At 44.1% G+C, this 22,435-nt stretch carries 23 protein-coding genes, 21 tRNA genes and 1 rRNA gene; 11 read left to right on the top strand and 34 right to left on the bottom strand.

The window, feature by feature from the left end; genetic code table 11:
- Positions 1 to 4: 4 nt before the first annotated feature.
- A complete protein-coding gene (locus AC1DIV_RS24855; protein WP_340877871.1) occupies positions 5 to 775 on the top strand; it encodes an ABC transporter ATP-binding protein in 771 nt (256 codons plus the stop codon).
- Positions 765 to 1,556, top strand: coding sequence for an ABC transporter permease (locus AC1DIV_RS24850; protein ID WP_222620005.1), 792 nt, complete (start codon positions 765 to 767; stop codon positions 1,554 to 1,556). The genes AC1DIV_RS24855 and AC1DIV_RS24850 overlap by 11 nt, the downstream gene beginning before the upstream one ends.
- A 232-nt stretch (positions 1,557 to 1,788) precedes the next feature.
- Here AC1DIV_RS24850 and ytkD read toward each other — a convergent pair whose 3' ends face one another.
- Together ytkD and AC1DIV_RS24840 are read right to left on the bottom strand one after the other, a co-directional pair.
- Positions 1,789 to 2,259, bottom strand: a complete 471-nt coding sequence (gene ytkD / locus AC1DIV_RS24845; RefSeq protein WP_340877872.1) for an RNA deprotection pyrophosphohydrolase — start codon at positions 2,257 to 2,259, stop codon at positions 1,789 to 1,791.
- Between the two features lie 113 nt (positions 2,260 to 2,372).
- On the bottom strand, positions 2,373 to 2,723 hold the full coding sequence (locus AC1DIV_RS24840) for a hypothetical protein (protein ID WP_048686500.1): 351 nt from the start codon (positions 2,721 to 2,723) through the stop codon (positions 2,373 to 2,375).
- Positions 2,724 to 2,949: 226 nt separating this feature from the next.
- Here AC1DIV_RS24840 and AC1DIV_RS24835 point away from each other — a divergent pair, with 226 nt between their 5' ends.
- Entirely contained in the window at positions 2,950 to 3,216 is a 267-nt protein-coding gene (locus AC1DIV_RS24835; protein WP_370020242.1) for a DUF6154 family protein, read from the top strand.
- Between the two features lie 96 nt (positions 3,217 to 3,312).
- Here AC1DIV_RS24835 and AC1DIV_RS24830 read toward each other — a convergent pair whose 3' ends face one another.
- Positions 3,313 to 3,753: a Dps family protein gene (locus AC1DIV_RS24830; RefSeq protein ID WP_048686502.1), complete on the bottom strand. Its 441-nt coding sequence runs from the start codon at positions 3,751 to 3,753 to the stop codon at positions 3,313 to 3,315.
- A 124-nt stretch (positions 3,754 to 3,877) separates the two neighbouring features.
- Here AC1DIV_RS24830 and ytzI point away from each other — a divergent pair, with 124 nt between their 5' ends.
- Positions 3,878 to 4,033: a YtzI protein gene (gene ytzI, locus AC1DIV_RS24825; RefSeq protein WP_098936423.1), complete on the top strand. Its 156-nt coding sequence runs from the start codon at positions 3,878 to 3,880 to the stop codon at positions 4,031 to 4,033.
- A gap of 37 nt (positions 4,034 to 4,070) precedes the next feature.
- Here ytzI and AC1DIV_RS24820 read toward each other — a convergent pair whose 3' ends face one another.
- Positions 4,071 to 4,544 carry an S-ribosylhomocysteine lyase gene (locus AC1DIV_RS24820; protein WP_034310515.1) on the bottom strand — a complete coding sequence of 158 codons (474 nt, stop codon included), beginning with the start codon at positions 4,542 to 4,544 and terminating at the stop codon, positions 4,071 to 4,073.
- 209 nt (positions 4,545 to 4,753) lie between these two features.
- Here AC1DIV_RS24820 and yidD point away from each other — a divergent pair, with 209 nt between their 5' ends.
- The 3 genes from yidD (at position 4,754) to AC1DIV_RS24805 (ending at position 6,602) form a co-directional block, all read left to right on the top strand.
- Positions 4,754 to 4,975: a membrane protein insertion efficiency factor YidD gene (gene yidD, locus AC1DIV_RS24815; protein ID WP_412997681.1), complete on the top strand. Its 222-nt coding sequence runs from the start codon at positions 4,754 to 4,756 to the stop codon at positions 4,973 to 4,975.
- A 121-nt stretch (positions 4,976 to 5,096) separates the two neighbouring features.
- Positions 5,097 to 6,047 (top strand): metal ABC transporter solute-binding protein, Zn/Mn family, encoded by a 951-nt coding sequence (locus AC1DIV_RS24810; protein WP_477577632.1) that lies wholly within the window; start codon positions 5,097 to 5,099, stop codon positions 6,045 to 6,047.
- 180 nt (positions 6,048 to 6,227) lie between these two features.
- Positions 6,228 to 6,602: a hypothetical protein gene (locus tag AC1DIV_RS24805; RefSeq protein ID WP_477577630.1), complete on the top strand. Its 375-nt coding sequence runs from the start codon at positions 6,228 to 6,230 to the stop codon at positions 6,600 to 6,602.
- 41 nt (positions 6,603 to 6,643) lie between these two features.
- Here the strand turns inward: AC1DIV_RS24805 and AC1DIV_RS24800 are convergent, their stop codons facing one another.
- Entirely contained in the window at positions 6,644 to 7,708 is a 1,065-nt protein-coding gene (locus AC1DIV_RS24800) for a DctP family TRAP transporter solute-binding subunit (protein WP_336865216.1), read from the bottom strand.
- Positions 7,709 to 7,848: 140 nt separating this feature from the next.
- On the opposite strand from AC1DIV_RS24800, the gene AC1DIV_RS24795 reads away from it, so the two are divergent.
- Both AC1DIV_RS24795 and AC1DIV_RS24790 read left to right on the top strand, forming a co-directional pair.
- Positions 7,849 to 9,459: an ATP-binding protein gene (locus AC1DIV_RS24795; RefSeq protein ID WP_283906231.1), complete on the top strand. Its 1,611-nt coding sequence runs from the start codon at positions 7,849 to 7,851 to the stop codon at positions 9,457 to 9,459.
- Positions 9,452 to 10,147 carry a response regulator gene (locus AC1DIV_RS24790; RefSeq protein ID WP_057279187.1) on the top strand — a complete coding sequence of 232 codons (696 nt, stop codon included), beginning with the start codon at positions 9,452 to 9,454 and terminating at the stop codon, positions 10,145 to 10,147. The genes AC1DIV_RS24795 and AC1DIV_RS24790 overlap by 8 nt, the downstream gene beginning before the upstream one ends.
- 44 nt (positions 10,148 to 10,191) lie before the next feature.
- Here AC1DIV_RS24790 and AC1DIV_RS24785 read toward each other — a convergent pair whose 3' ends face one another.
- The 7 genes from AC1DIV_RS24785 to AC1DIV_RS24755 form a co-directional block, all read right to left on the bottom strand.
- The gene (locus tag AC1DIV_RS24785; protein ID WP_153246142.1) at positions 10,192 to 10,338 is read right to left on the bottom strand and encodes a hypothetical protein; all 147 of its coding nucleotides are present in this window, start codon (positions 10,336 to 10,338) and stop codon (positions 10,192 to 10,194) included.
- A gap of 349 nt (positions 10,339 to 10,687) precedes the next feature.
- Positions 10,688 to 11,791 carry an o-succinylbenzoate synthase gene (gene menC / locus AC1DIV_RS24780; protein ID WP_477577640.1) on the bottom strand — a complete coding sequence of 368 codons (1,104 nt, stop codon included), beginning with the start codon at positions 11,789 to 11,791 and terminating at the stop codon, positions 10,688 to 10,690.
- Positions 11,788 to 13,269 carry an o-succinylbenzoate--CoA ligase gene (locus AC1DIV_RS24775; RefSeq protein WP_477577628.1) on the bottom strand — a complete coding sequence of 494 codons (1,482 nt, stop codon included), beginning with the start codon at positions 13,267 to 13,269 and terminating at the stop codon, positions 11,788 to 11,790. Before AC1DIV_RS24775 ends, menC begins: the two co-directional genes overlap by 4 nt.
- Before the next feature lie 86 nt (positions 13,270 to 13,355).
- Positions 13,356 to 14,168 (bottom strand): 1,4-dihydroxy-2-naphthoyl-CoA synthase, encoded by an 813-nt coding sequence (gene menB, locus AC1DIV_RS24770; RefSeq protein WP_370029151.1) that lies wholly within the window; start codon positions 14,166 to 14,168, stop codon positions 13,356 to 13,358.
- A 7-nt stretch (positions 14,169 to 14,175) separates the two neighbouring features.
- The gene (gene menH, locus AC1DIV_RS24765) at positions 14,176 to 14,997 is read right to left on the bottom strand and encodes a 2-succinyl-6-hydroxy-2,4-cyclohexadiene-1-carboxylate synthase (protein ID WP_477577626.1); all 822 of its coding nucleotides are present in this window, start codon (positions 14,995 to 14,997) and stop codon (positions 14,176 to 14,178) included.
- Entirely contained in the window at positions 14,994 to 16,745 is a 1,752-nt protein-coding gene (gene menD, locus AC1DIV_RS24760) for a 2-succinyl-5-enolpyruvyl-6-hydroxy-3-cyclohexene-1-carboxylic-acid synthase (RefSeq protein WP_477577624.1), read from the bottom strand. The genes menH and menD overlap by 4 nt, the downstream gene beginning before the upstream one ends.
- Positions 16,738 to 18,147: an isochorismate synthase gene (locus AC1DIV_RS24755; protein ID WP_340877885.1), complete on the bottom strand. Its 1,410-nt coding sequence runs from the start codon at positions 18,145 to 18,147 to the stop codon at positions 16,738 to 16,740. The genes menD and AC1DIV_RS24755 overlap by 8 nt, the downstream gene beginning before the upstream one ends.
- Positions 18,148 to 18,446: 299 nt before the next feature.
- On the opposite strand from AC1DIV_RS24755, the gene AC1DIV_RS24750 reads away from it, so the two are divergent.
- Together AC1DIV_RS24750 and AC1DIV_RS24745 are read left to right on the top strand one after the other, a co-directional pair.
- The gene (locus AC1DIV_RS24750) at positions 18,447 to 19,367 is read left to right on the top strand and encodes a 1,4-dihydroxy-2-naphthoate polyprenyltransferase (RefSeq protein ID WP_034310484.1); all 921 of its coding nucleotides are present in this window, start codon (positions 18,447 to 18,449) and stop codon (positions 19,365 to 19,367) included.
- A 146-nt stretch (positions 19,368 to 19,513) separates the two neighbouring features.
- Positions 19,514 to 20,263 (top strand): TraR/DksA C4-type zinc finger protein, encoded by a 750-nt coding sequence (locus AC1DIV_RS24745; protein ID WP_477577622.1) that lies wholly within the window; start codon positions 19,514 to 19,516, stop codon positions 20,261 to 20,263.
- Positions 20,264 to 20,304: 41 nt separating this feature from the next.
- On the opposite strand, the gene AC1DIV_RS24740 is transcribed toward AC1DIV_RS24745, so the two are convergent.
- The 22 genes from AC1DIV_RS24740 to rrf all read right to left on the bottom strand — a co-directional run bounded on the left by AC1DIV_RS24740 (position 20,305) and on the right by rrf (position 22,402).
- Positions 20,305 to 20,376 (bottom strand) — tRNA-Glu (locus AC1DIV_RS24740).
- A gap of 3 nt (positions 20,377 to 20,379) precedes the next feature.
- Positions 20,380 to 20,470: transfer RNA gene (locus AC1DIV_RS24735), tRNA-Ser, on the bottom strand.
- A gap of 1 nt (position 20,471) precedes the next feature.
- Positions 20,472 to 20,546, bottom strand: a tRNA-Asn gene (locus tag AC1DIV_RS24730).
- Positions 20,547 to 20,558: 12 nt separating this feature from the next.
- Positions 20,559 to 20,635 (bottom strand) — tRNA-Ile (locus tag AC1DIV_RS24725).
- A gap of 5 nt (positions 20,636 to 20,640) precedes the next feature.
- Positions 20,641 to 20,714 (bottom strand) — tRNA-Gly (locus AC1DIV_RS24720).
- A 4-nt stretch (positions 20,715 to 20,718) separates the two neighbouring features.
- Positions 20,719 to 20,794, bottom strand: a tRNA-His gene (locus AC1DIV_RS24715).
- Positions 20,795 to 20,811: 17 nt separating this feature from the next.
- Positions 20,812 to 20,887, bottom strand: a tRNA-Phe gene (locus AC1DIV_RS24710).
- A 23-nt stretch (positions 20,888 to 20,910) separates the two neighbouring features.
- A tRNA-Asp gene (locus tag AC1DIV_RS24705) sits at positions 20,911 to 20,986 on the bottom strand.
- A 6-nt stretch (positions 20,987 to 20,992) separates the two neighbouring features.
- Positions 20,993 to 21,066 (bottom strand) — tRNA-Met (locus tag AC1DIV_RS24700).
- A gap of 103 nt (positions 21,067 to 21,169) precedes the next feature.
- Positions 21,170 to 21,262, bottom strand: a tRNA-Ser gene (locus AC1DIV_RS24695).
- A 20-nt stretch (positions 21,263 to 21,282) separates the two neighbouring features.
- Positions 21,283 to 21,359 (bottom strand) — tRNA-Ile (locus tag AC1DIV_RS24690).
- A gap of 10 nt (positions 21,360 to 21,369) precedes the next feature.
- A tRNA-Met gene (locus tag AC1DIV_RS24685) sits at positions 21,370 to 21,446 on the bottom strand.
- A gap of 28 nt (positions 21,447 to 21,474) precedes the next feature.
- A tRNA-Ala gene (locus AC1DIV_RS24680) sits at positions 21,475 to 21,550 on the bottom strand.
- 17 nt (positions 21,551 to 21,567) lie between these two features.
- Positions 21,568 to 21,644: transfer RNA gene (locus AC1DIV_RS24675), tRNA-Pro, on the bottom strand.
- Between the two features lie 11 nt (positions 21,645 to 21,655).
- Positions 21,656 to 21,732: transfer RNA gene (locus AC1DIV_RS24670), tRNA-Arg, on the bottom strand.
- Between the two features lie 10 nt (positions 21,733 to 21,742).
- A tRNA-Leu gene (locus tag AC1DIV_RS24665) sits at positions 21,743 to 21,831 on the bottom strand.
- A 12-nt stretch (positions 21,832 to 21,843) separates the two neighbouring features.
- A tRNA-Gly gene (locus tag AC1DIV_RS24660) sits at positions 21,844 to 21,918 on the bottom strand.
- A gap of 8 nt (positions 21,919 to 21,926) precedes the next feature.
- Positions 21,927 to 22,008 (bottom strand) — tRNA-Leu (locus AC1DIV_RS24655).
- 7 nt (positions 22,009 to 22,015) lie between these two features.
- A tRNA-Lys gene (locus AC1DIV_RS24650) sits at positions 22,016 to 22,091 on the bottom strand.
- Positions 22,092 to 22,113: 22 nt separating this feature from the next.
- Positions 22,114 to 22,189, bottom strand: a tRNA-Thr gene (locus AC1DIV_RS24645).
- Between the two features lie 10 nt (positions 22,190 to 22,199).
- Positions 22,200 to 22,275 (bottom strand) — tRNA-Val (locus tag AC1DIV_RS24640).
- A gap of 11 nt (positions 22,276 to 22,286) precedes the next feature.
- Positions 22,287 to 22,402 (bottom strand): 5S ribosomal RNA (gene rrf, locus AC1DIV_RS24635).
- Positions 22,403 to 22,435 lie beyond the last annotated feature (33 nt).

Raw genomic sequence — 22,435 nt, 5'->3', positions numbered from 1 at the left:
TCCGATGAGCTTTTTAAAAATCCAAGACATTCACCATACTTATTTTTCAAATCAGACGGCAGCGACCGCACTTGCGGACATTTCCCTCGACATTGAAAAAGGTGAATTCGTCTCTTTTCTAGGTCCGAGCGGCTGCGGAAAAACCACCCTGCTTTCCATCATCGCCGGGCTCTTTCCGCCCACTTCAGGAAAGATCCTGCTCGAAAACAAACCGCTGAAAGCCAACAGCGACCTTTCAATCGGCTATATGCTGCAGCAGGATTATCTATTTCCATGGAAGACGATAGAAGAAAATATCTTATTAGGATTGAAACTGATTAAAAAAGATGAAGGACTCGAGAGAATAAAAACGCTTAAACTTTTAAGTGACGTTGGATTGGGAGACACCAGAAAATTATATCCGCGCGAACTATCGGGAGGAATGAGGCAAAGGGCTGCACTGGCACGGACACTGGCAGTCGATCCAAAAATCCTTTTGCTTGATGAACCGTTTTCAGCTCTTGATTACCAAACCAAGTTGAAGCTGGAAGACCTTGTTTTTGAAACCCTGAAATCCTTCGGAAAGACAGCCGTCCTCGTCACCCATGATATCGGTGAAGCCATTGCAATGAGTGACCGCATCTTTCTGTTTTCCGCGAACCCGGGAAGCGTGCACAAAACCTTCAAGGTGCCCGATGAATTGCGTGAACTCACGCCTTTCCATGCACGCAACCATCCACAGTATCCGATGCTATTCCAAACGATCTGGAAGGAGCTTGAGAGCCTTGAATATTGAACAGCTTCATAACCAATATAAAACCTCATTAAAAAAAGAAAACAGGCTCATTCGCTTTTATCAGATCCTGATTTTCATCGTTTTTTTCAGCAGTTGGGAATTTTTATCCAGGAAGGAACTGATCGATCCGCTCATCTTCAGCTCCCCGACTAAAGTGTGGCATCTTTTCATACAGAAATTGGGTGATGGAACCCTGCTATCCCATTCCGGAGTGACGCTATTCGAGACCGTTCTCGGCTTTATCATAGGGACACTGCTTGGAACGATCCTGGCATCCCTGCTTTGGTGGTCGCCAAGATTATCCAAAACACTTGACCCTTATCTCGTCATTTTAAATGCGATGCCGAAAGTGGCACTCGGCCCCATCATCATCGTAGCATTCGGCCCTGGATTTCCATCCATCATCTCGATGGGGGCGATCATCTCCATCATCATCACCACCATCGTCGTCTACACCGCATTTCGCGAAGTGGACCCGAACTACCTGAAAGTACTCCAAACTTTTGGCGCCACAAGAACACAAGCTTTTCGGGAAGCCATATTACCCGCATCCTTCCCAACGATCATCTCGACATTGAAAGTGAATGTCGGCCTCTCCTGGGTCGGCGTCATCGTAGGGGAATTCCTTGTTTCGGCCAAAGGACTCGGCTACCTAATCATTTATGGCTTTCAAGTCTTCAACTTCACCCTCGTAATGCTTGCCTTGATGATCATTGCCGTCTTTGCCACAATCATGTATCAACTAGTGGAACTGCTCGAGCGAAAATTAATCAAAGACTAACCAAACTGCCGATAACCCTCGGCAGTTTTTCACTCATGCTGAGTTAAAACATGAATGTAGTTACGTTCCTGCATTTTACTCGTGAGTTTACTCGTAAATTTTGATGATTTACCCGTGAATCGGACCTTTACTCGTGAATTCCGCCGGTTTACTCGTGAGTTCCGGCTATTTACTCGTGAGTTTCGGACATTTACTCGTGAGTTCCACCGGTTTACTCGTGAGTTCCTGCCATTCACTCGTTTCTTTGCAAAATGCCATCATCCAGTCTCGATATGCTCAGCGGTACAATCTCATCTTTCATGATGAAGCTAAACTCCTCACCGAGTACATCCGGCAATGATTCCATAAAGATCGGGCCTTCCGTTTCCAGGTAATTTTGTTTCTTCTCTATTTCACGCAATTCGGCATAGTATATTGATTTAACGAATGGCTTCACTGGATCATGCACTTTATATTGTCCCAAAAATTGCAGCTGGTCCACCAAGCCTCCTGTTTCTTCATACACTTCCCGTATGGCCGTTTCTTCAATGGATTCCCCTGCTTCCCGTTTACCGCCAGGGAACTCGAATCCCCTTTCTCTGTGTTTGGTCAATACCCACCTGCCCTTATATCGGCTTAGCACAAAAACATGCCAAGGCTCTCCAAAGACAGGATTCTCGGAGAATTCGACCTTATATCCGTTCTTATCAAGAAATCGTTTCATTTTTCCCCTTCTCTCCGTATAAGAAATGGTGCCATGCTCCTTGTTTCATTATATGGGTAAAAAAAATCACTATCCAGAGGGAATCTGCATTACATCAAAAAAACGATGGACCCTCAATATTCGAGGCCATCGTCTGTTGGTTTTGCCTGTAGTATCCCCATGCTTTCTATATGCCGTCTTCCTTCTTCAGTACCCAGGGCGTAAATCATTTCGTAAATTTTTTGAAGGGTGATATCCTGCTTATCATTTTCACGGTCAAAATGATATTGAAGGTATGGGACATGTGCCCGGTAAAAATTTTCTTCCCCTATTGAATAATTGTAATCAAATAATTCACGTAATTTGATGATTTCATTATCTGTCGCTTCGATTTCGAAGTTCCATGGAGAACTTTCCCTATCTTGTGTTATCTGTCCATTCGGAAGCCAAATGTAATATTTTTTCCTGTCTTCAGACACATTCATCCACCCTTTCCATATATCCTACGCTTATTTTTCACGTATTTCCCCACTTCATACAATGGAAAATTTTGTTTACAGAAGGACAAAGATGTTAAATAATAGATTAAAGTATCTTTCAAAGGGTAAAACATATAATAAGCCCAAGCATCCCTTAAGATTTTTATATGCACCCAGAGGTTTTTTTGATAACCTACATATAAAGAGATAACGGATTTCTAATAAATGTGAGGTGAAAGTTTTGAAGTTAATTGAAGAATTATACAATATGTACCGTGATAAGATGACTGGTGATGAAGAAGATATTGATATGCTTACGTTTGCGGTTCTGGAACAGCTTGACCGCAAGGAAATTTTCGAATTGCTTCAAGAGATGGATGATCAGGAACTAACCAATTTAATGGGCCTTTACATTATTGAAACGTTAAAAGGGAAGTTCGCTCAAAATAGTATGAGCGACACGAAACCTACACATTTTCCGCCTAGGAATATTCATTAAATACATACCATGTCAGGTGTCCCTCTTTTGATGGATGCCTTTTTTATAGGTTTAACCCCAAAAAAAGCCCTGCCGAAGCAGGGCTTTTCCTAAATCTTAATGTCCTAAATACGCACGCAGCATCCAAGCATGTTTGTTTAAGCTTTTCTTCATGCCTGTCAGCATATCGGCCGTAACCGGATCTTCTTGTTCGGCAACTTCGATGATTTCCAGGAACTCTTCGGAAAGCTTTTCAAAATCACTGATGACGCTTTGAACCATATCTTCTGTATTTTCATTACCTGTCGCTTCTTCGATCGTCGTTAATTCCATGTACTCTTTAAGGGTAGCAACCGGCTTTTCACCAATGGCCAATAGTCTTTCAGCCAATTCGTCATAGTTGGATGTCACTTCTTTATATAACTCTTCCAATTTTTGGTGCAGTTCAAAGAAGTGCGGTCCATTCACGAACCAATGGTAATTATGAATTTTCGTATAAAGAACACTGAAGTTTGCAATTTCCTTATTCACTAAAGTTCCTAATTTTTTCTGAGCCATAAATATCTACCTCCGTAAGTTGGTTATACCTTTATAATTCCCTCTATTCGAAAATTGAAACATTAGCTGACTCGGTTCTTATGCTAAAATGAATCTAAATTGTGAACGTTAGGAGCTGTAAAGTATGATTACGGTTTTAGTTATCTCCATTATTGTGATTCTGATTGTATTGGCACTATCGGTCTTAACAATCGGAAAAGGTTACAGCTACAAGCATACAGTGGATCCGGTCAAACCTTTGCCAGAGGATGAGGAAAAAAAAGAAGAACCCGAAAAATGAAAAAAGTTCCTGTCACAAATGGACAGGAACTTTTTTATTAACCGAAAACTTTATGAAGATCTTCTTTATCTTGTGCAAGCCAGAAATTCATTAATTTCTTAGCTCCTTCAAGATCATGCAATTTTGCTTGGCCGCATTGTTTTTCGTTTGCAGCAGGAATTTCGGTAATTGTAACAGCATCCTTGAATGTATCTTCAAGAACATCGATAATTTCCGTCACAGTCGGCTCGCCGCTGACCACAAGGTAATATCCTGTTTGACATCCCATTGGCGAAATGTCGATAATATCAAAGTGATCGAAGCGCTCGGAATGCTTACGGATATTGAATGCAAGCAAATGTTCCAGGGTATGGATCGTGTCAGGCTTCATCGCTTGTTTGTTCGGCTGGCAAAAACGGATATCAAATTTATTAACAACACCATCTGTTCCTACCTTATGGACACCGCAATGTCTAACATATGGGGCTTTAACAGCGTTATGATCTAATTCAAAGCTTTCAACTGAAGGCATTTAATTCACTCCTTAATTGTATGTCATCTCTATTTTACCTTGAATAACAATATATTTCATCCTTTAAAATTAATTCTCATTATATCAATCGGATTGCCAATAGGCTCATTCCTTTTTTACCCTTTTGGGAAATTTAGAAAATATGCTATAATTGAGGGTAGTCAATTTACTCGAAAAGAGCTGAAAGCATCGTGCTGAAAAAAATAGTAATGGGAGTCATCCGTTTTTACCAAGTTGCCATTTCTCCATTAAAACCGCCCACCTGCCGTTTTTATCCAACTTGTTCCCATTATGGTTTGGAAGCGGTCAATCGTTTCGGACCTATAAAAGGAAGCTGGTTAGCACTCATCCGGATTCTTAAATGTCATCCGTTTCATCCAGGGGGCATTGACCTTGTTCCCGAAAAAAAAGAAAAAAGTGAGGACCAATAGAAAAAAACCTTGCTTTCCTTTGCAATCTTTTGTATCATACAGAAGTCAAATCGTAATCATTTCGTTTTTACCACATAAAATTCAAATCGTAATCAATACGAATTATAAAGGAGCATATCATATGAAAATTCGAGCATTGCTCTCCCTTTTACTTGTTACTGCGGTATTTCTGTCAGCCTGCGGCAACTCAAAGGGAGAATCGAGTAAAAAGGAAACCAAGGATGCCTTGGATATATATACGACGGTTTACCCTTTACAATACTTCACTGAGGCCATTGGCGGGGAGTACGTGAATGTCGAGACGGTTTATCCTCCAGGAACGGATGAACACTCATTCGAACCCTCTCAAAAAGATATTGTGAAAATGGCTGAATCAGACCTGTTTTTCTATATTGGCTATAATCTTGAAGGCTTTGTAACCAAGGCTGAACCAATTCTAAGCAAAGAAGGCGTCAGCACAATTGCGGTGGGCGAAACGGTTCATCTTGAAGAAGAGGAGCATGAACATGAAGAAGAACATGCACACGAAGAAGACGGTCATGACCATGGGGGTGTTAATCCGCATTTGTGGTTAGATCCCGTCTATTCCATTGACATGGCTAAAACCATCAAGGACGAATTAACGAAAAAAATGCCGGAACAGGAAGAATACTTCAACAGCCATTTCAATGAGCTTTCCGAAAAGCTTGAGGCACTTGATGAAAAATTCGCGACGACAATCGAGTCGGGCCGTACCAATAAGATCATCGTTTCCCATTCTGCATATGGTTATTGGGAGGAACGCTACGGATTGGAACAAATTGGCGTCACAGGACTAACATCTTCAAACGAACCTTCTCAAAAGGAACTGGGGAAAATCGTAACCATGGCTGAAAAAGAAGACTTGAACTACGTCATCTTTGAGCAGAATATCAGTTCTAAACTTACCGAAATCATCCAAAAGGAAATGGAAGCGAAATCACTTGAGCTCCATAACCTTTCCGTGTTGACGGATAATGATATCGAAGCCGGCGAAGATTACTTCAGTTTAATGGAAAAAAACGTAAAGACACTGCAAACTGCCTTGCAATAGACGAGAAAGAAGCGGCTCCCTTTGGATTCGCTTCTTTTTTGTACCTCTTTTGTCAGCTTATTTGAGTTGGAGTTTCGGTTCCTGACAAAGCATGATAGCCTCCTGTTCTAAGCAACTATGATAAGCTTATATCATTACAATTTATGGAATAATTAAATGTAAGCTTAGAGAGGGGAAAATATGAAAAAGGTCATAAATGGAAGTTTAACGTTTCTACTCCTATCGATGCTAGTTGCTTGCACGGATGAAAAAGATGATTACGCTAGAATTCATTCGAATCTTTTGCCTAGTGAGGGTCATACGTATTCGCTCCATACCGTTGGTAAAGAAATTACATTTGATTTACTAGAAGAGAGTAATATAACCAATGTGGGCCCAATTACAAATGAAGCATCTTACAAGTCATTGAATGAGCAATATCCAAAACTTGATTTAAAGAAAGAACCTGCATTCATCGTGTTTGATGAAAATGGTTTAGTTTTAAAAACATATGATTATGAAGAGATGATTGATTTTTTACAAAATCCAGAAGAGTCATTCTATCGGGAACGATAAAGAAGAAGGGAACCCCTTTCAATGGGATTCCCTTACGTTAGTTATTCCTTTAAGTACTTCTCACGGATCTTTTCCATTTTCGTCATCAATTCGGTTCCAATCGTGGATTCGAATTCCGGATAGATGACGGTCATCTCATCCATCCATTCTTTCTTCTCCTCATCTGAAAGTGTATAGATGTCGATATTCGATTTTTGCTGGATTTCCCTTAGCTGTTCCTGATTCAATTCATTTGATTTGATCCATAGCCATTTCGTTGTATCATTCATCGCCCGTTGGATTTGCTGCTGAATATCCAAAGGGAGTTTGTTCCAAAACTGCTCGTTAATCATGACTACATACCCTAAATAGCCATGATCACTGATCGTTAAATATTTTTGCACTTCATATAATTTCTTGGAATAGATATTCGAAATCGTATTTTCCTGGCTGTCCGTTTCGTTGATTTCAAGGCTTTTGAACGTTTCATTAAACTCCAGGACGGAAGTTGTCGCCCCAAAATGCTTGAATTGGCTTTCCAGGACTGCACTTGGCATGATTCTGAAATGCTTTCCTGCAAAATCACTTGGATGCCGTATCGGTTTACTGCTTGTAATCTGTTTATAGTTATTCGACCAAAATGCGAGTCCTTCGATATCGATGATATTCAGCTGCTTAAGCAGCTCTTCCCCCACTTCCCCATTCAACGCTTCCTGCAAGGCAGCGTCCGTTGGAAAGACGTAAGGGAGGTCCAATAGCATCCATTTCTTTGATATGCTCGTAATTTTAGATGCAGTCGGTGCAATCATCTGCACCTTGTTTTCTTGTAATGCCTCAATTTCTTCCTGATCACTATATAATGACTGATTAGGATAAACTTCTATTTTGACACGATGGTCTGTATATTCATCGACAAGTTGGGCAAATCGGTTCGCAGCTAGCCCTTTAGGTGTATTTTCGGCAACGACATGACTGAACTTAATCACGATTTGATCCTTCATCCCGACCTGCTCCTCATCCTTCGGCAAATTGAAACCGAAGCTTGTAAAGAACGATTGAAACGATATATACACGGCTATCAACAGCCCCAAGCCAATTAATAAGAAATACCCCCATAATGCACGCATACCGACAACTCCTCACCGCTCACTTCACATTATCACTATTCTATCACAGCTTTTTACTGTCGTAATACACTGCGCGAAAAATAGCGAAAAGTGATAGAAATTCTGTTACTATTAAGTATAGAAGTAATGGAGGAAAACCAATGGATAAATCCTTTCATATGCCCATTCAAATTAAAATCACCCTGCTATCATTCGTAATCGTCGCTTTTTCGATACTAATAGGCGGGATTTTTATATTCGGAAATATCGTTTCGGTCAGGGAAGATGAAATCGGCAAACGATCCATGATCACAGCCCATACCATTGCCGAACTCCCTGAAGTACAGAAATTGGTCCGTGAGCCTGAAGGATGGACGCAGCTTAATCCGATTATTGAAAACTTAAGGAAAATCCATCAAGCGGATTATATAGTTGTACTCAACAATCAGCATATACGCTATTCCCACCCGGTGTTCAGTCAATTGGGGACCCCGTCTAGCAGCAGTGATGAAAGCGCTGCGTTCGCTGAACACGAATACCTTTCAAAGGCTGCTGGCGAACTTGGCATTTCAATCCGCGCCTTTGTCCCGATCCTCGATGGAGATAGAGAGCAAATCGGCGTCGTGCTGGTCGGGAATATCTTGCCTACGATACCGGAATTAATAAAGGACCTGAAAGGCGAAATCGCGATTATCCTGGTCCTTACCCTTCTATTCGGTGTTTGCGGCTCTTGGCTCATGGCAAAAAGGATAAAAAAAGAAACCTTCCAACTGGAACCCCATGAAATTTCACGGATGTTGGTTGAAAGGACAGCCGCTTTCAATGCCATGCATGAAGGGGTCATCGCCATAGATAATAATCAGGCCATCACGATTTTCAATGAAAAGGCTAAGCAGATATTCAAGATCGAAGGTGCGGTCATAGGCAAGAATATCAATGATATCATACACGATACCCGTCTCCCGGAAGTGCTCGATCGGACATCTCCCATCTTCAATCAGGAAATCTCCGTTCAAAACAGGAATATTGTAAGCAACCGGGTACCGATAAAGATTGCGGATAAAACGATCGGTGCCGTGGCCATTTTCCAGGATCGCACCGATGTGACGAAGCTAGCTGAAGAGTTGACCAGTGTCAAAGCATTCGTGGAAGCCCTGCGCGTTCAAAACCATGAACATATGAACAAACTTCATACGATAGCAGGATTGATCCAGCTAGGTAATCTTGACGAAGCGCTGCATTACATTTTTCAGATCACGGAAGAACAAGAGGAATTGACCAGGTTTTTGACGAAGCACATTCACGATGATAATTTAGTGGGGCTGATATTAAGTAAGATTTCCTTGGGACGGGAACTCGGGATCGAGCTCATCATGGACAAACACACAAAATTGGACCGCTTCCCCGCTGGTTTGGATCATCACGATTTTGTTTTGATAATCGGAAACCTGATCGAAAACTCATTCGCAGCGCTAAAGCATTGTTCAGAGGAAACCAAACAGGTTTATCTATCCATCTACCAGGATGAACGTCATTGTCAAATCGTGCTTGAGGATAATGGACCCGGCATTCCCGAGGACATTCATAAAGATATATTCGAGTATGGTTTTACAACAAAAGGTGCGGAAGGATCAGGAATTGGTCTTTATCTAATTGACCAAATTGTAAAAAAAGCGAACGGCGAAATGAAATTCACGACACGCCCTAATGAGGGAACAAGCTTTTTTCTTTCTTTTCCGATGCATGATATAGAGGAGAACCAAAATGACTAACGAAATTCGTGTACTTTTAATTGAAGATGACCCAATGGTCCAGGAGGTCAACAAACAGTTCATCGAGCGCCTGCCTGCCTTTAAAATCGTTGATACAGCTTCAAATGGGCTTGAAGGTCTGGAAAAAATCAGGCAGTCTAAACCCGACCTTGTCATTTTGGACATCTTCATGCCATCTTTAAACGGGGTTGATACACTTTATCAAATTAGAAAAGAGCAAATTGATGTGGATGTCATCATCATTTCAGCGGCAAATGATCAGAAAACGATTCGAAAAATGATACAGAACGGGGCTTTTGACTATTTAATCAAGCCATTTAAATTCGATAGGCTAAAACATACGCTGGAACAATATTATGCTTTTCGGATGGAGGTTGAACCTGATCATCAAATTTCCCAAAATCAGCTCGACCGAATCCTCTTTCAAAATAAGACACATTCTGAAGCGCGTCCGAAATATGATGTTCCGAAAGGATTGAATGGCGCGACTCTTGAGCAAGTGACGAAGTTCATAAAGACCCAGCCTGGGTCACTATCTGCAGAAGAAGTGGCTGATGGGATTGGAATCGCCAGAGTTACAGCTAGGCGCTATCTTGAATACTTGCATGGCGAAGAAGTCCTTCAGCTTGACGTACAATATGGCAGCATAGGCCGTCCAGTCAATAGGTACCGGCTAAAAAAACCTTAAACGCATGGGGACCTGCTCGAACGGTTCCCTTTTTACTTTAATCTTTACGCACCTGTCTTCCGGTCATATAGGCCCCACTTTCTCTTCAAAAGAAACAGCTCGCACTCCTTCAATGCCGTCACTTCTTTTATGACATAGTCAGGCATGCCCCTTCTTAGTAGAATTTCCGCAATAAGGTACGGTTTTTTCATACACTCTCCCCTCCTTTTCCCTTTGGTGCCCTTCTTTTCATTCATTATACAAAATAATCCAATAAAGGAAAAATAGACAAAGCCCCATTTTACGAAAAAATTATGGTTTATCGGGCCATTTAAATGGTTTTTCCAAAAAATCTGCAGACAAATAAAAAATGTTCAGGTTGATTTCAGTCAGCCGTACCCTTTCCGCCGACTGTTAGTATCCTATTAAAATCATGTTCCAAAAGGGTGGGGTTTCCGTCCAATAAAGTACTAATTGGGTAAGTTACATAGATCGTGGGAGTAAAAGGAGATGGGATCAATATTTGATCAAAAGAGGTGGGCGTGCACCTCCTTTGATGTTTCACTTGTACAGTTTACTATATGTAGTCAATTCCTTAAGCCGCTTTTCATTGATGGCAAAACCGATTCCAGCTTTATCGGGAACTTGGATCATGCCATTTTCGACGATGACTTCAGGATCGATTATATCTCCATCCCAATAACGGGATGAAGATGATATATCCCCGGGAATCGTGAACCCTTTTAATGAGGCAAGTGCAATATTATGTGCACGTGAAATGCCAAACTCAATCATACCGCCGCACCAAACGGGCACATCATTTCCCAGGCATAGATCATGGATTCTTACCGCTTCCATCCAGCCGCCGACTTTAGCCATCTTAATGTTGATGACCCCACAGCTCTGGAGCGACAGTGCACTTTTTGCATCATGAAATGAATTTATGCTTTCATCAAGGCAAATGGGTGTCTGCAGCTGTTTCTGCAAAAATGAATGTTCCACAATGTCGTCATGCCCCAGCGGCTGCTCAATCATCATCAGCTTAAAGTCATCAAGCTTCTGCAGATGCGGGATGTCATCAAGAGTGTACGCTGAATTGGCATCTGCCATTAGCGGGATATCGGGATAGGCCCGACGGATTTCCGCTAAAAAATCCAAATCATTTTGAGGATTTATTTTTATTTTATATCGCTGATAACCGGAACCGGAAAAATCCTCGATCTGGCGCATTGCATCTTCTATATCATTCGATGCAATGACTACGCCAGCGGCCACTTCACTTCGTACGCCGCCAAACAGCCGTCCAAGGTAGACTCCTTTCTGCTTCGCATACAAATCGAGGATTGCCTGTTCTAGTGCCGATTTCGCCATTGCATTCCGCCTGATTCCGCTCCATAAGTTCGGCAGTTCATCAGGATGCCTGATCTGACTGGCCAATGTCAGCGGGATTAAGAAGTCATCCAACATATGAAAGCATGTTTTGGTCGTTTCCTCGGTATACCAAGGACTTGTAAAAGGTACAGCTTCCCCGTATCCAATCAATCCGTCTTCATCCATGGCTTCGACAATTATCACTTCCCGGTCGCTTACCGTTCCGAGATGCGTCTTGAATGGCCGCTTTAAAGGGGCCTTAATGAGCTTTAGGGAAATGTAGGATAACTTCATTGCCATTCCCCCATCTCCTTCTTCAGTTCCCGTCTAAGAAGCTTGCTTGCTCCATTCCTGGGAAGCTCCTTACAAAATATCACGTTCCGGGGAATCTTATAGGATGCCAAATACTCCTTGCAATATTCGAGCAGTTCGCTCTCACCTAGCTCTGCACCTTGATGCAGGACAACAAAAGCAAGCGGGATCTGTCCCCATTTTTCATCTTCTGTCCCCGTCACTCCCGCTTCGAACACATCGGGGTGCGTACTAAGGACATTTTCAATCTCGGCCGGGTAGACATTTTCACCGCCGGAAATGATTAAATCCGAACGTCGGTCAAGCACATATAAAAAACCTTCCTCATCGAGATAACCAAGGTCCCCAGTATAAAGCCATCCATCGGTAATGGCCTGCTGTGTAGCATCCATCCGATTAAAATAGCCTTTCGTCACATTCGGACCTGAAACCACGATTTCCCCCACTGCACCCGGTTCACACATCGTGCCGTCTTTCTCAATCCGTAACTGCGAAGGAAACAAAGGCTTTCCCGCAGAGCCGATTTTTGCCATGCTATATTCCGGTGCCAGCGTCACAATCTGTGAAGACGTTTCGGTCATCCCATATGTTTGATAGACGGGAATCCCTTTCTCCTTACATACCTCAAGCAAATGGACGGGTGCAGGGCCGCCGCCCAACAGGAAACAGCGGAAGGTTTTGGGATAGCTTGTTCCCTTCATATCCTGCACCATCCTATTCAGCATCGCCGTCACGACCGAAATGATCGTCACGCCATTTTCCTGGATGCTCCGGTTTGCTTCCCGTTCATCGAAACGTTCCGCCAAAACGACTTTCATGCCATAAATCACATTTTTCATCAAGATGGATAAACCGCTAATATGAAAGATCGGAACCGCACAATACCAAGAATCCTCTTCATGCAATCCAAGGTTCAGAACAGACCCAACGGCACTCCACCAATGGTTGCCGAATGTTTGGATGACCCCTTTTGGATTTCCTGTCGTACCAGATGTATACATGATCGTAGCGGTATCCTCAAGGTAAAACTCTTGAAGTATCCCTGCTGTGCCCTCCTCCGGCAATTCTTCCATTAAGTGAAGCTTCAACTCTGGGAGAATCTCACCAATATCAGCTAGTTTGCCGGAGAAGGACCCTTCCGAAACAAGATAGGCTGTTTTGCTGTCCTCGATCTGCCAGGACAGCTCTTTTGCCGTTAGCTTATTATTCAGCATCACAATCTTCACACCGAGATGAAATAGTGCATGGATAACGACAACACCATCAATATGGTTACGGAGCAAAACCGCGCATGAATCGCCAGCGCCCAGACCAATGCTTGAAAGCCTTCCAGCCATCTTCTCCGATAAAGTATACAGTTCAAGAAAGCTATACGTATGACCTTCAAACTCAATTGCCGGGCGATCCGGTGAAAGATGCGCCCGATTTTTCAGCCAGTTCGGCAACTTTTCTTCTGCCATTGCTGCTTCCCCTCTTCCTTTTTGATATAGAAAACAGCCCGGCGATTTTCCGCCAAGCTGTCAGTCTCATCGATTCACGCGTTTCATTAAGGGAAACGAGGGAATTGCCCAAAGTCCGGAGTGCGTTTTTCTTTGAATGCATCGCGGCCTTCTTTTGCTTCTTCTGTTGTATAGTATAAAAGTGTAGCGTCACCAGCCAATTGCTGAAGACCTGCAAGGCCATCCGTATCAGCGTTCATTGCCGCTTTCAAGAAACGAAGTGCAGTCGGGCTCTTCTCAAGCATTTCTTCACACCATTTAACCGTTTCCGCTTCTAATTGGTCTAAAGGCACGACCGTGTTGACCAATCCCATATCCAATGCTTCCTGTGCATTGTATTGACGGCATAGGTACCAGATTTCACGCGCCTTTTTATGACCCACGATACGTGCAAGGTAGCCAGAACCATAACCAGCATCAAAGCTTCCTACATTCGGTCCAGTTTGTCCGAAAATTGCATTGTCAGCAGCAATCGTCAAGTCACATACCACGTTCAAGACATTACCTCCGCCAATTGCATATCCTGCCACCATGGCTACGACTGGTTTTGGAATGACGCGGATCAAACGTTGCAAATCAAGAACATTTAGACGCGGAATGTTATCTTCACCCACATATCCGCCATTTCCGCGTACTTTTTGGTCTCCGCCTGAACAGAATGCTTTGCCGCCTACACCTGTTAAAATAATGACACCAATGCTGGAATCATCACGCGCCCTTGCGAATGCATCAATCATTTCAGCAGTCGTTTTTGGCGTGAATGCATTATGTACATGCGGTCGATTGATGGACACTTTCGCAATCCCGTTATATTTTTCATACAAAATTTCATCATATTCACGTATTGTTTCCCATTGAATCGTCACCTTAATTCCTCCTTCTATTTCGCTTTAAAAACTCACTTATTATTTTACCAAACTTTTCTCCAACTTCCACATGAATCGCATGTCCCGCATCATTTATTATTTTCCATTCGGCGCGCTTCAGCATTTTATTCATCGAGTCCGCTATTCGACAAAACTTATGGTCAAGTTCACCGGTTACAAGGAGCACCGGGAAATCAAGGTTTTGCAGTTGTTCCCAGTAAGAAGCCTGGCTGCCGGTCCCCATGCCGAGAAGACCATTGGAAAGGCCGGCAGGGTCATTTGCCAGCCGCTGCTCCCGAATGGCCGATCTGGTTTTGGCCGACAACCGTTTTTGGCTTTCAAACAGGGGGATGTTTTCCCATTGATCCACAAACGCTTCCATGCCATTTGCAAGAATCCGTTCGGCAAGCTTCCGATCATTTCCCCTTCGGATTTCCCGTTCCTCTTCTGTTAAAAGACCTGGTGAAGCACTCTCCAGTATCAATGTAGCAACATATTCAGGATACAAACAGGCAAATCCCAATCCGAGCCTTCCGCCCATCGAGTATCCAAGGATATGGGCTTTCGGGAAATGTAACACATCCAAAATATACTTGATATCCTCAGCCACATTTTCCAGCTCATACCTTCGATGATCGGCTGGTGACGCAGACATGCCATGTCCGATGATGTCGACCATGATCAACGTATACCTGTCACTCAGTAGCGGGATGAGAAATTTCCATGTATTCCGATTTCCCGTAAATCCATGCAATAGTACAAGAGGATCCCCATTTCCCGTTATTTCAACAGCATAATTGACATCCTTGCTGACAATATTCATGATATTTCCCTGTCTAACACCATTTTTATTTCCTGGGAAACAAAGCTCCACAAATTTCGATGCTTTTGTAGATTGGACTCTCTTTCTGTCGGTACTTCGATGATTTTCAGACCTTGAATTTCGAACGACTCTGTAAATACCTTCTCGAACTCATCCCAATTTTGCACCTTGTTGTATTTACCGCCATAAAGCTGGGCAGTATGTGAAAAATCAAGCCCATGAGGCGTGCCGAATAGAGTTTCGAAATGTTCCCTCTCATTTGCCTGCGGCAAGAAGGAAAAAATGCCGCCGCCATCATTATTAACCAGCAAAATCGTGATTTTTTGTTTTTGAAGTTTTGCTGCAAGCAAGCCATTCATATCATGGAAAAAGCTTAAATCCCCGATTGCCAGCACTGTATTTTTCGATACCGTGCTCACTCCAAGTGCAGTGGAAACGACACCATCGATGCCATTCGCCCCGCGATTGGCAATGGTTTGGATTCCTTTTTCATTATTCAAAAAGAAAGTATCCAAATCACGTATAGGCATACTATTCCCGACAAATAACGTCGACTCCAATGGCATCATATCAGCAAGCAAGGCGAACAGCTTGCCTTCGCTTAACTCCGCTTCATCCCTGACGGAGGCTAAGGCATCCTTCGTCGCTCCGTTGACGGTTTGCCATAAGCGAAGCCATTCATCATCAGGGGAAGAAGTAATGCCTTCAGCTATTCGCAGACAAAAATCTTTCTCTTCGCTGTAAATCATATTCGTTGCCAAACCGGCTGGTTCGCGCCAGCCTGCTCCGCCATCGACGACCAAAGTAATCGCCTGTTTTTGTTTTTTCATGAATAACAATAACGGTTTAGAAACAGGCATTGCCCCGAATCGCAAGATCACTTCCGGCCTGAACGCCGCTTTTGCCGTTTCATCGCGCAGAAACGTATCGTACGCATCAATGATGACGGCTTTATCATGACTTCCGCTCCTTAACTGTGAAAGGGGATCAGCCAGTACCGGAAAAGCAAGTTTTTTCGCTAATGCGACAATGGCTTCCTTCATCTCTGGATGCGGTAATTCGCCACATACAATGATACCTTGCTTAGCTTTTGACAATGTAGTTGCAACCGCTTCTAATTGTGATGCGGACAATGACCGTTCTCCACTGTCAATCAACACTGCAGGCTTCCTTTTATTTTGCCGGTACTCCTTTGCTTGGTCCAGGTCCGGAATCAATGGTTCTCGAAGCGGGAAATTCAAATGTACAGGCCCTGCCGGTTCAGCGGCCGCTGTAGCCACTGCCCTTGCACCGACCGTTCTGGCATACCGCATCATCCCATCCGTGCTTTCAGGAAGTGCCATTTCGACAAACCATTTTACATGTCTCCCGTAGAGGTGTATTTGATCGATTGCCTGCGGGGCTCCGACATCACGCAATTCATGCGGACGGTCAGCGGTAAGTACAATAAGCGGCACTCTTGAATAGAAAGCCTCGATGACGGCTGGATAATAGTTTGCAGCGGCTGTACCGGACGTACAAAGAAGTCCGACAGGTTCTTTTAAGGCCTTAGCCAAACCAAGGGCAAAAAAAGCAGCCGAACGCTCATCCACATTAATATGAATTTCGATATCAGGATGTTCCACTAGCAGCAAAGCCAGGGGCGTGGATCGTGAACCTGGGCTCACCACCACATGCTTCACCTCATTTTGTGCCAGCTCATCGACGAATGAAGCAGCATACGCTGTCAATGCATCTCGGTCATTCATTAAGATTTCCTCCTAAAGCACTTAACATCGGATTGAATTTAATCCCCGTTTCCCGGAATTCACTTTCGGGTGTCGATTCTTCCACTACTCCGCATCCGGCAAAGAGCGATGCCTCATTGTTCTGTATCAGGGCAGAACGTATCCCTACAGCGAATTCCCCGTTCCCATACGTATCCACCCAGCCTAAAGGACCCGCATAAAATCCGCGTTCCAGACCTTCCAATTCCCGAATTCGGACAACAGCCTTTTCTTTTGGAAGTCCTCCCATGGCAGGTGTGGGATGGAGGCTCTCGACGAATTCAAAAATCGTGACACCTTCCTTGGATATACCGCGAACCGGTGTGTACAAATGCTGGATATGACGGTTTTTCATAAGTGTCGGTCCGGCCGGGACCATCACCTTTTCGCATACAGAATCAAAAGCATTGGATATCATCGACACGACATATTGATGCTCTTGTAAATTCTTTTGGTCATGAAGCAATTCTTCACCAAGACAAACATCTTCTTGCTCATCTTTCCCTCGCCGCATCGATCCGGCAAGACAGGTAGAAAAAACTTCATTTCCCTGTTTCTTAATCAAACGTTCGGGGGTGGCACCGACAAAACAGTCACCACCAGCCTCCAAACTGAAAATATAACTCAATGGCTGCTCAGCAATCAATTGTTCAAGCACTTTCCCTGAATCGATGGAACGTTCAAAACCAAGTCGAAGCTCCCTTGCCAAAACAATCTTGTCGAGATCTGTCGTCTTGATTTCCTGAACAGCCTCTGAGACCGTCCGCTTCCATTCCTCAGGTTCGACTTCCTTCTGCATAACAAGGAAATTTGCACCCAATCCATTGCCATCCAAGCTTTCGAAGAGGAAAGCTTCCCGTTCATTTATCATATCTATGAAGAGTTTTTCTGAATCATCAGGCGAACAAAGTAAGTTTGTCGTTAAGTAAGCTTGTTTCCCCACTATTGAAAGCATGAAGGCAGGTATATAAAACAGGTTGTCCCCGAACTGATTCCAAAGGAGCGTACTGTCATTTTCATAATCAAAAGAAAAGCCCCCAAACAGTAAAGGACCTGTCGCTTCTACATCGGTCACTCCTGTTTTGACAGCATCATTCTGCAGTTTGATCCAGCTCTTTTCGACTTCTCTATAACGTTCGGCATTTGATGCCGCTTTGAGTTTCTTAACATTGCCTAAACCGGTGATGGTTATTTCCTTTGCAGGGTCCTCCCAGAAAAAGCGTTCACCCGCATACCGTTCTCTTCCAGCTTGATAAAATGAAAGGGGGTTGTTGCATTTAATCTTCTTAATATGACTGAATAGAACTTGATCATTCAAGTCCTTCGCCTTTTGTATAGCTGAAGCCAGTCCCTGAAACTGTTCAGTTTCCTCTGAGATAGCCAAAAAAATCCCCCCAAATGTACATTTTAAAAGCTATTTAACCTATTTAAAGATACACCTCCCTTGAACCTCATGTCAATAAAACGCCCCTTTACCGAACGATTCTTCCCTGCTTTTTTCCTTATTATATGAATCTTAGCGAATGTAGAGAAATACCCTTGATTTTGGAAATGCATCACCCATGAATTTCAATTGTCACCCATACCCACTTTTCCTGCATTTATTAGGATAACCTTTTGTGCAACATTTCAATATTTGTTATAATTTCGAGAGAACCAATAATGATTTTGAGGAGAGAAATAATGCAAACAGAATACGACGGACTTCCCCTTAAACGGACCTGGAAGATTTGGTGGGAGTTAATTCGTCCACATACACTAACCGCAGCTTTTGTCCCAGTCTTACTTGGAACTGTGATTGCACTTTTGGAAGATGGAGTGAATTGGTTACTATTCGCTGCCATGATGATTGCAAGTATCCTGATTCAAGCTGCAACCAATTTATTCAATGAATACTATGATTTCAAGAGAGGCCTGGATACGGAGGAATCCGTAGGGATCGGTGGCGGGATCGTCCGTCATGGGATGACCCCCAGACTAATCATGAACTTGGCCCTTGGCATGTATGCCATCGCCTTGATCATTGGAATCTATATCTGTGCCGCATCGTCTTGGTGGCTTGCTGCAGTAGGCCTCGTTTGCATGCTTGTCGGCTATCTTTATACAGGCGGTCCCCTGCCCATTTCATATACACCGTTCGGGGAACTTTTTTCTGGATTGTTCATGGGCTTTTTGATAATCCTGATCGCCTTTTTCATTCAAACCGGTGATGTTTCTTCAACAGCCATCTTAATTGCCATTCCAAGTGGGATACTGGTAGGGCTGATCAACCTATCCAATAACCTCCGAGATCATGATGGGGATAAGGCACATGGCCGCAAAACGATGCCAGTCGTGATGGGCAGGAAAAACGCCCTGACATTCATGGCAATCATGTTCGCTTTCTCTTATCTATGGCTTGTTGGGCTCGTTCTTACCGGAAGCGTTACGGCTTGGATTCTCCTTGCCTTCCTTAGCATACCGAAGGCCATGGCCGCAATAAAAGGCTTCGTAGGTAAAACACAGCCGATCACGATGGTGCCGGCAATGAAAGCCACTGCCCAAACGAACACCTTCTTTGGCTTACTCATGGCCATTGGATTATTCATCAGCTATCTTATATAATCTCCGGGGACTGAGCCCATCCGCTCAGTCCTTTTTTCTATCTTCCGTTCCATATTGTTTTCCTATACTCCGATTCGGGTAATAGATAATACAACCACCTTACCAATATAAAAAGAGATTTGGACTTTAGAAGGAGTGAATTGGATATGGCAACGAAACAACAAACGCAAAAATTCAAAAAAGAACTGCTTCAAGAAAAAAATGAGCTATGTAATAGAATTCAAAATGATGAACAATCCGTTCTGGATAAAAGCCAAACGGAATCCGTAGGTGAATTATCATCCTATGATAATCATCCTGCTGACCTAGGGACCGAATTATTCGAGATGGAACGGAATCAAGCACTCGATGAGCATGCACAATCCGAAATGGAGAAAATAGATGAAGCTTTGAAAGCCATGGAAGAAGGATCGTATGGCCATTGTAAAACCTGCAATAAGGAAATCCCCATCGAGAGGCTTGAAGCGATCCCAAGCACCCTCTACTGTGTCGAGCATGCCCCAGAACGAACGCTTTCACAAGACAGGCCAGTGGAAGAGGATATACTGATTCCATCCAAGGGTGATCATTTTGAAAATCGTCATGGAATCGAAATGGCGGCTAAAGAAGATAGCTTTGGTGAAGTGGCCAAATTCGGTACATCAGAAACGCCATCTGATTATACCGGCGATCATGACAATTACAATGATCTTTATAAAAACGAGGATGAAACGGATGGATTTCCTGAAGACTATGAAGGATTTGCCGCAAATGATATCGAAGGAAAAACGAGAGTGGATATACCGAACAAAAAGCAAAAGGAATATGAAGATACCCTGAAAGAAGAAAATATAGAATCCCAACTTGGAGACATTCCCTATAAACAAAAAGATGATTATATCAAGGAAAATAAATGAAAAAAAGAAGCATACATGAATGTATGCTTCCCTTTTTGTTATGACCCGTACGGGATTCGAACCCGTGTTACCGCCGTGAAAGGGCGGTGTCTTAACCGCTTGACCAACGGGCCAACTGGCGGAGAAGGAGGGATTTGAACCCTCGCGCCGCTCGCGCGACCTACACCCTTAGCAGGGGCGCCTCTTCAGCCTCTTGAGTACTTCCCCATGGCTCCGCAGGTAGGACTCGAACCTACGACCGTTCGGTTAACAGCCGAATGCTCTACCACTGAGCTACTGCGGAACAATATGAATATGGTGGGCCTAAATGGACTCGAACCATCGACCTCACGCTTATCAGGCGTGCGCTCTAACCAGCTGAGCTATAGGCCCATATTTGGAGCGGGTGAAGGGAATCGAACCCTCATCATCAGCTTGGAAGGCTGAGGTTTTACCACTAAACTACACCCGCGAAATGGGGCGACTGATGGGAATCGAACCCACGAATGCCTGAACCACAATCAGGTGCGTTAACCACTTCGCCACAATCGCCGTAATTTTGTAAGATATGGTGGCTCAGGACGGAATCGAACCGCCGACACAAGGATTTTCAGTCCTTTGCTCTACCGACTGAGCTACTGAGCCACATATGTATTCAATTTAAATAATGGCGGTCCCGACGGGAATCGAACCCGCGATCTCCTGCGTGACAGGCAGGCATGTTAACCGCTACACCACGGGACCTAATAATTGCGGGGACAGGATTTGAACCTGCGACCTTCGGGTTATGAGCCCGACGAGCTACCGGACTGCTCCACCCCGCGACGGTAATAATGAAACGATTAGCATCAAGCTTTCGTGAATATTGTTTCGTCCGCATCCTTTATGTAAGGTTGTTTTAAAACAACTTGCTGCTTTTAGAAAAAATGGAGGAGGTAGAGGGATTCGAACCCCCGCGGGATTTGACTCCCCTGTCGGTTTTCAAGACCGATCCCTTCAGCCGAACTTGGGTATACCTCCACGGCTTAAAAAAATGAATATGGTGGACCTTGTAGGACTCGAACCTACGACCGGACGGTTATGAGCCGTCTGCTCTAACCAGCTGAGCTAAAGGTCCTTATATTTATTGGTAGCGGCGGAGGGGATCGAACCCCCGACCTCACGGGTATGAACCGTACGCTCTAGCCAGCTGAGCTACACCGCCAATATAATATAAGTTTCTGATTGAAAAATGGTGGAGCCTAGCGGGATCGAACCGCTGACCTCCTGCGTGCAAGGCAGGCGCTCTCCCAGCTGAGCTAAGGCCCCATTCATTAAAAATCACGTGGTCGGGAAGACAGGATTCGAACCTGCGACCCCTTGGTCCCAAACCAAGTGCTCTACCAAGCTGAGCTACTTCCCGCAATAAAAACATGGTGCGCCCGGCGGGAGTCGAACCTACAACCTTCTGATTCGTAGTCAGATGCTCTATCCAATTGAGCTACGGGCGCATATTTATGATGGTGCCGAGGACCGGAATCGAACCGGTACGGTAGTCACCTACCGCAGGATTTTAAGTCCTGTGCGTCTGCCAGTTCCGCCACCCCGGCACATACGAAAAGTGGAGCGGAAGACGGGATTCGAACCCGCGACCCCAACCTTGGCAAGGTTGTATTCTACCACTGAACTACTTCCGCATGAAAGATGCGGGTGAAGGGACTTGAACCCCCACGCCTTGCGGCGCCAGATCCTAAGTCTGGTGCGTCTGCCAATTCCGCCACACCCGCATATAAATGGTGAGCCATGAAGGATTCGAACCTTCGACCCTCTGATTAAAAGTCAGATGCTCTACCAACTGAGCTAATGGCTCGTGCTTGTACTATCTTAAAAAGTGGTGCCGGCAAGAGGACTTGAACCCCCAACCTACTGATTACAAGTCAGTTGCTCTACCAGTTGAGCTACACCGGCAGGTGTAAAATGGTGGAGGATGACGGGATCGAACCGCCGACCCTCTGCTTGTAAGGCAGATGCTCTCCCAGCTGAGCTAATCCTCCATATGAAACCTGCTTGGCGACGTCCTACTCTCACAGGGGGAAACCCCCAACTACCATCGGCGCTGAAGAGCTTAACTGCCGTGTTCGGAATGGGAACGGGTGTGACCTCTTCGCTATCGTCACCAAACAATGTTAACATTTTTTCAAGACATATATTATT

The sequence above is a fragment of the Peribacillus sp. 05N428 genome (genome assembly GCF_056397085.1).
This window is presented reverse-complemented; position numbering and strand designations above follow the sequence as displayed.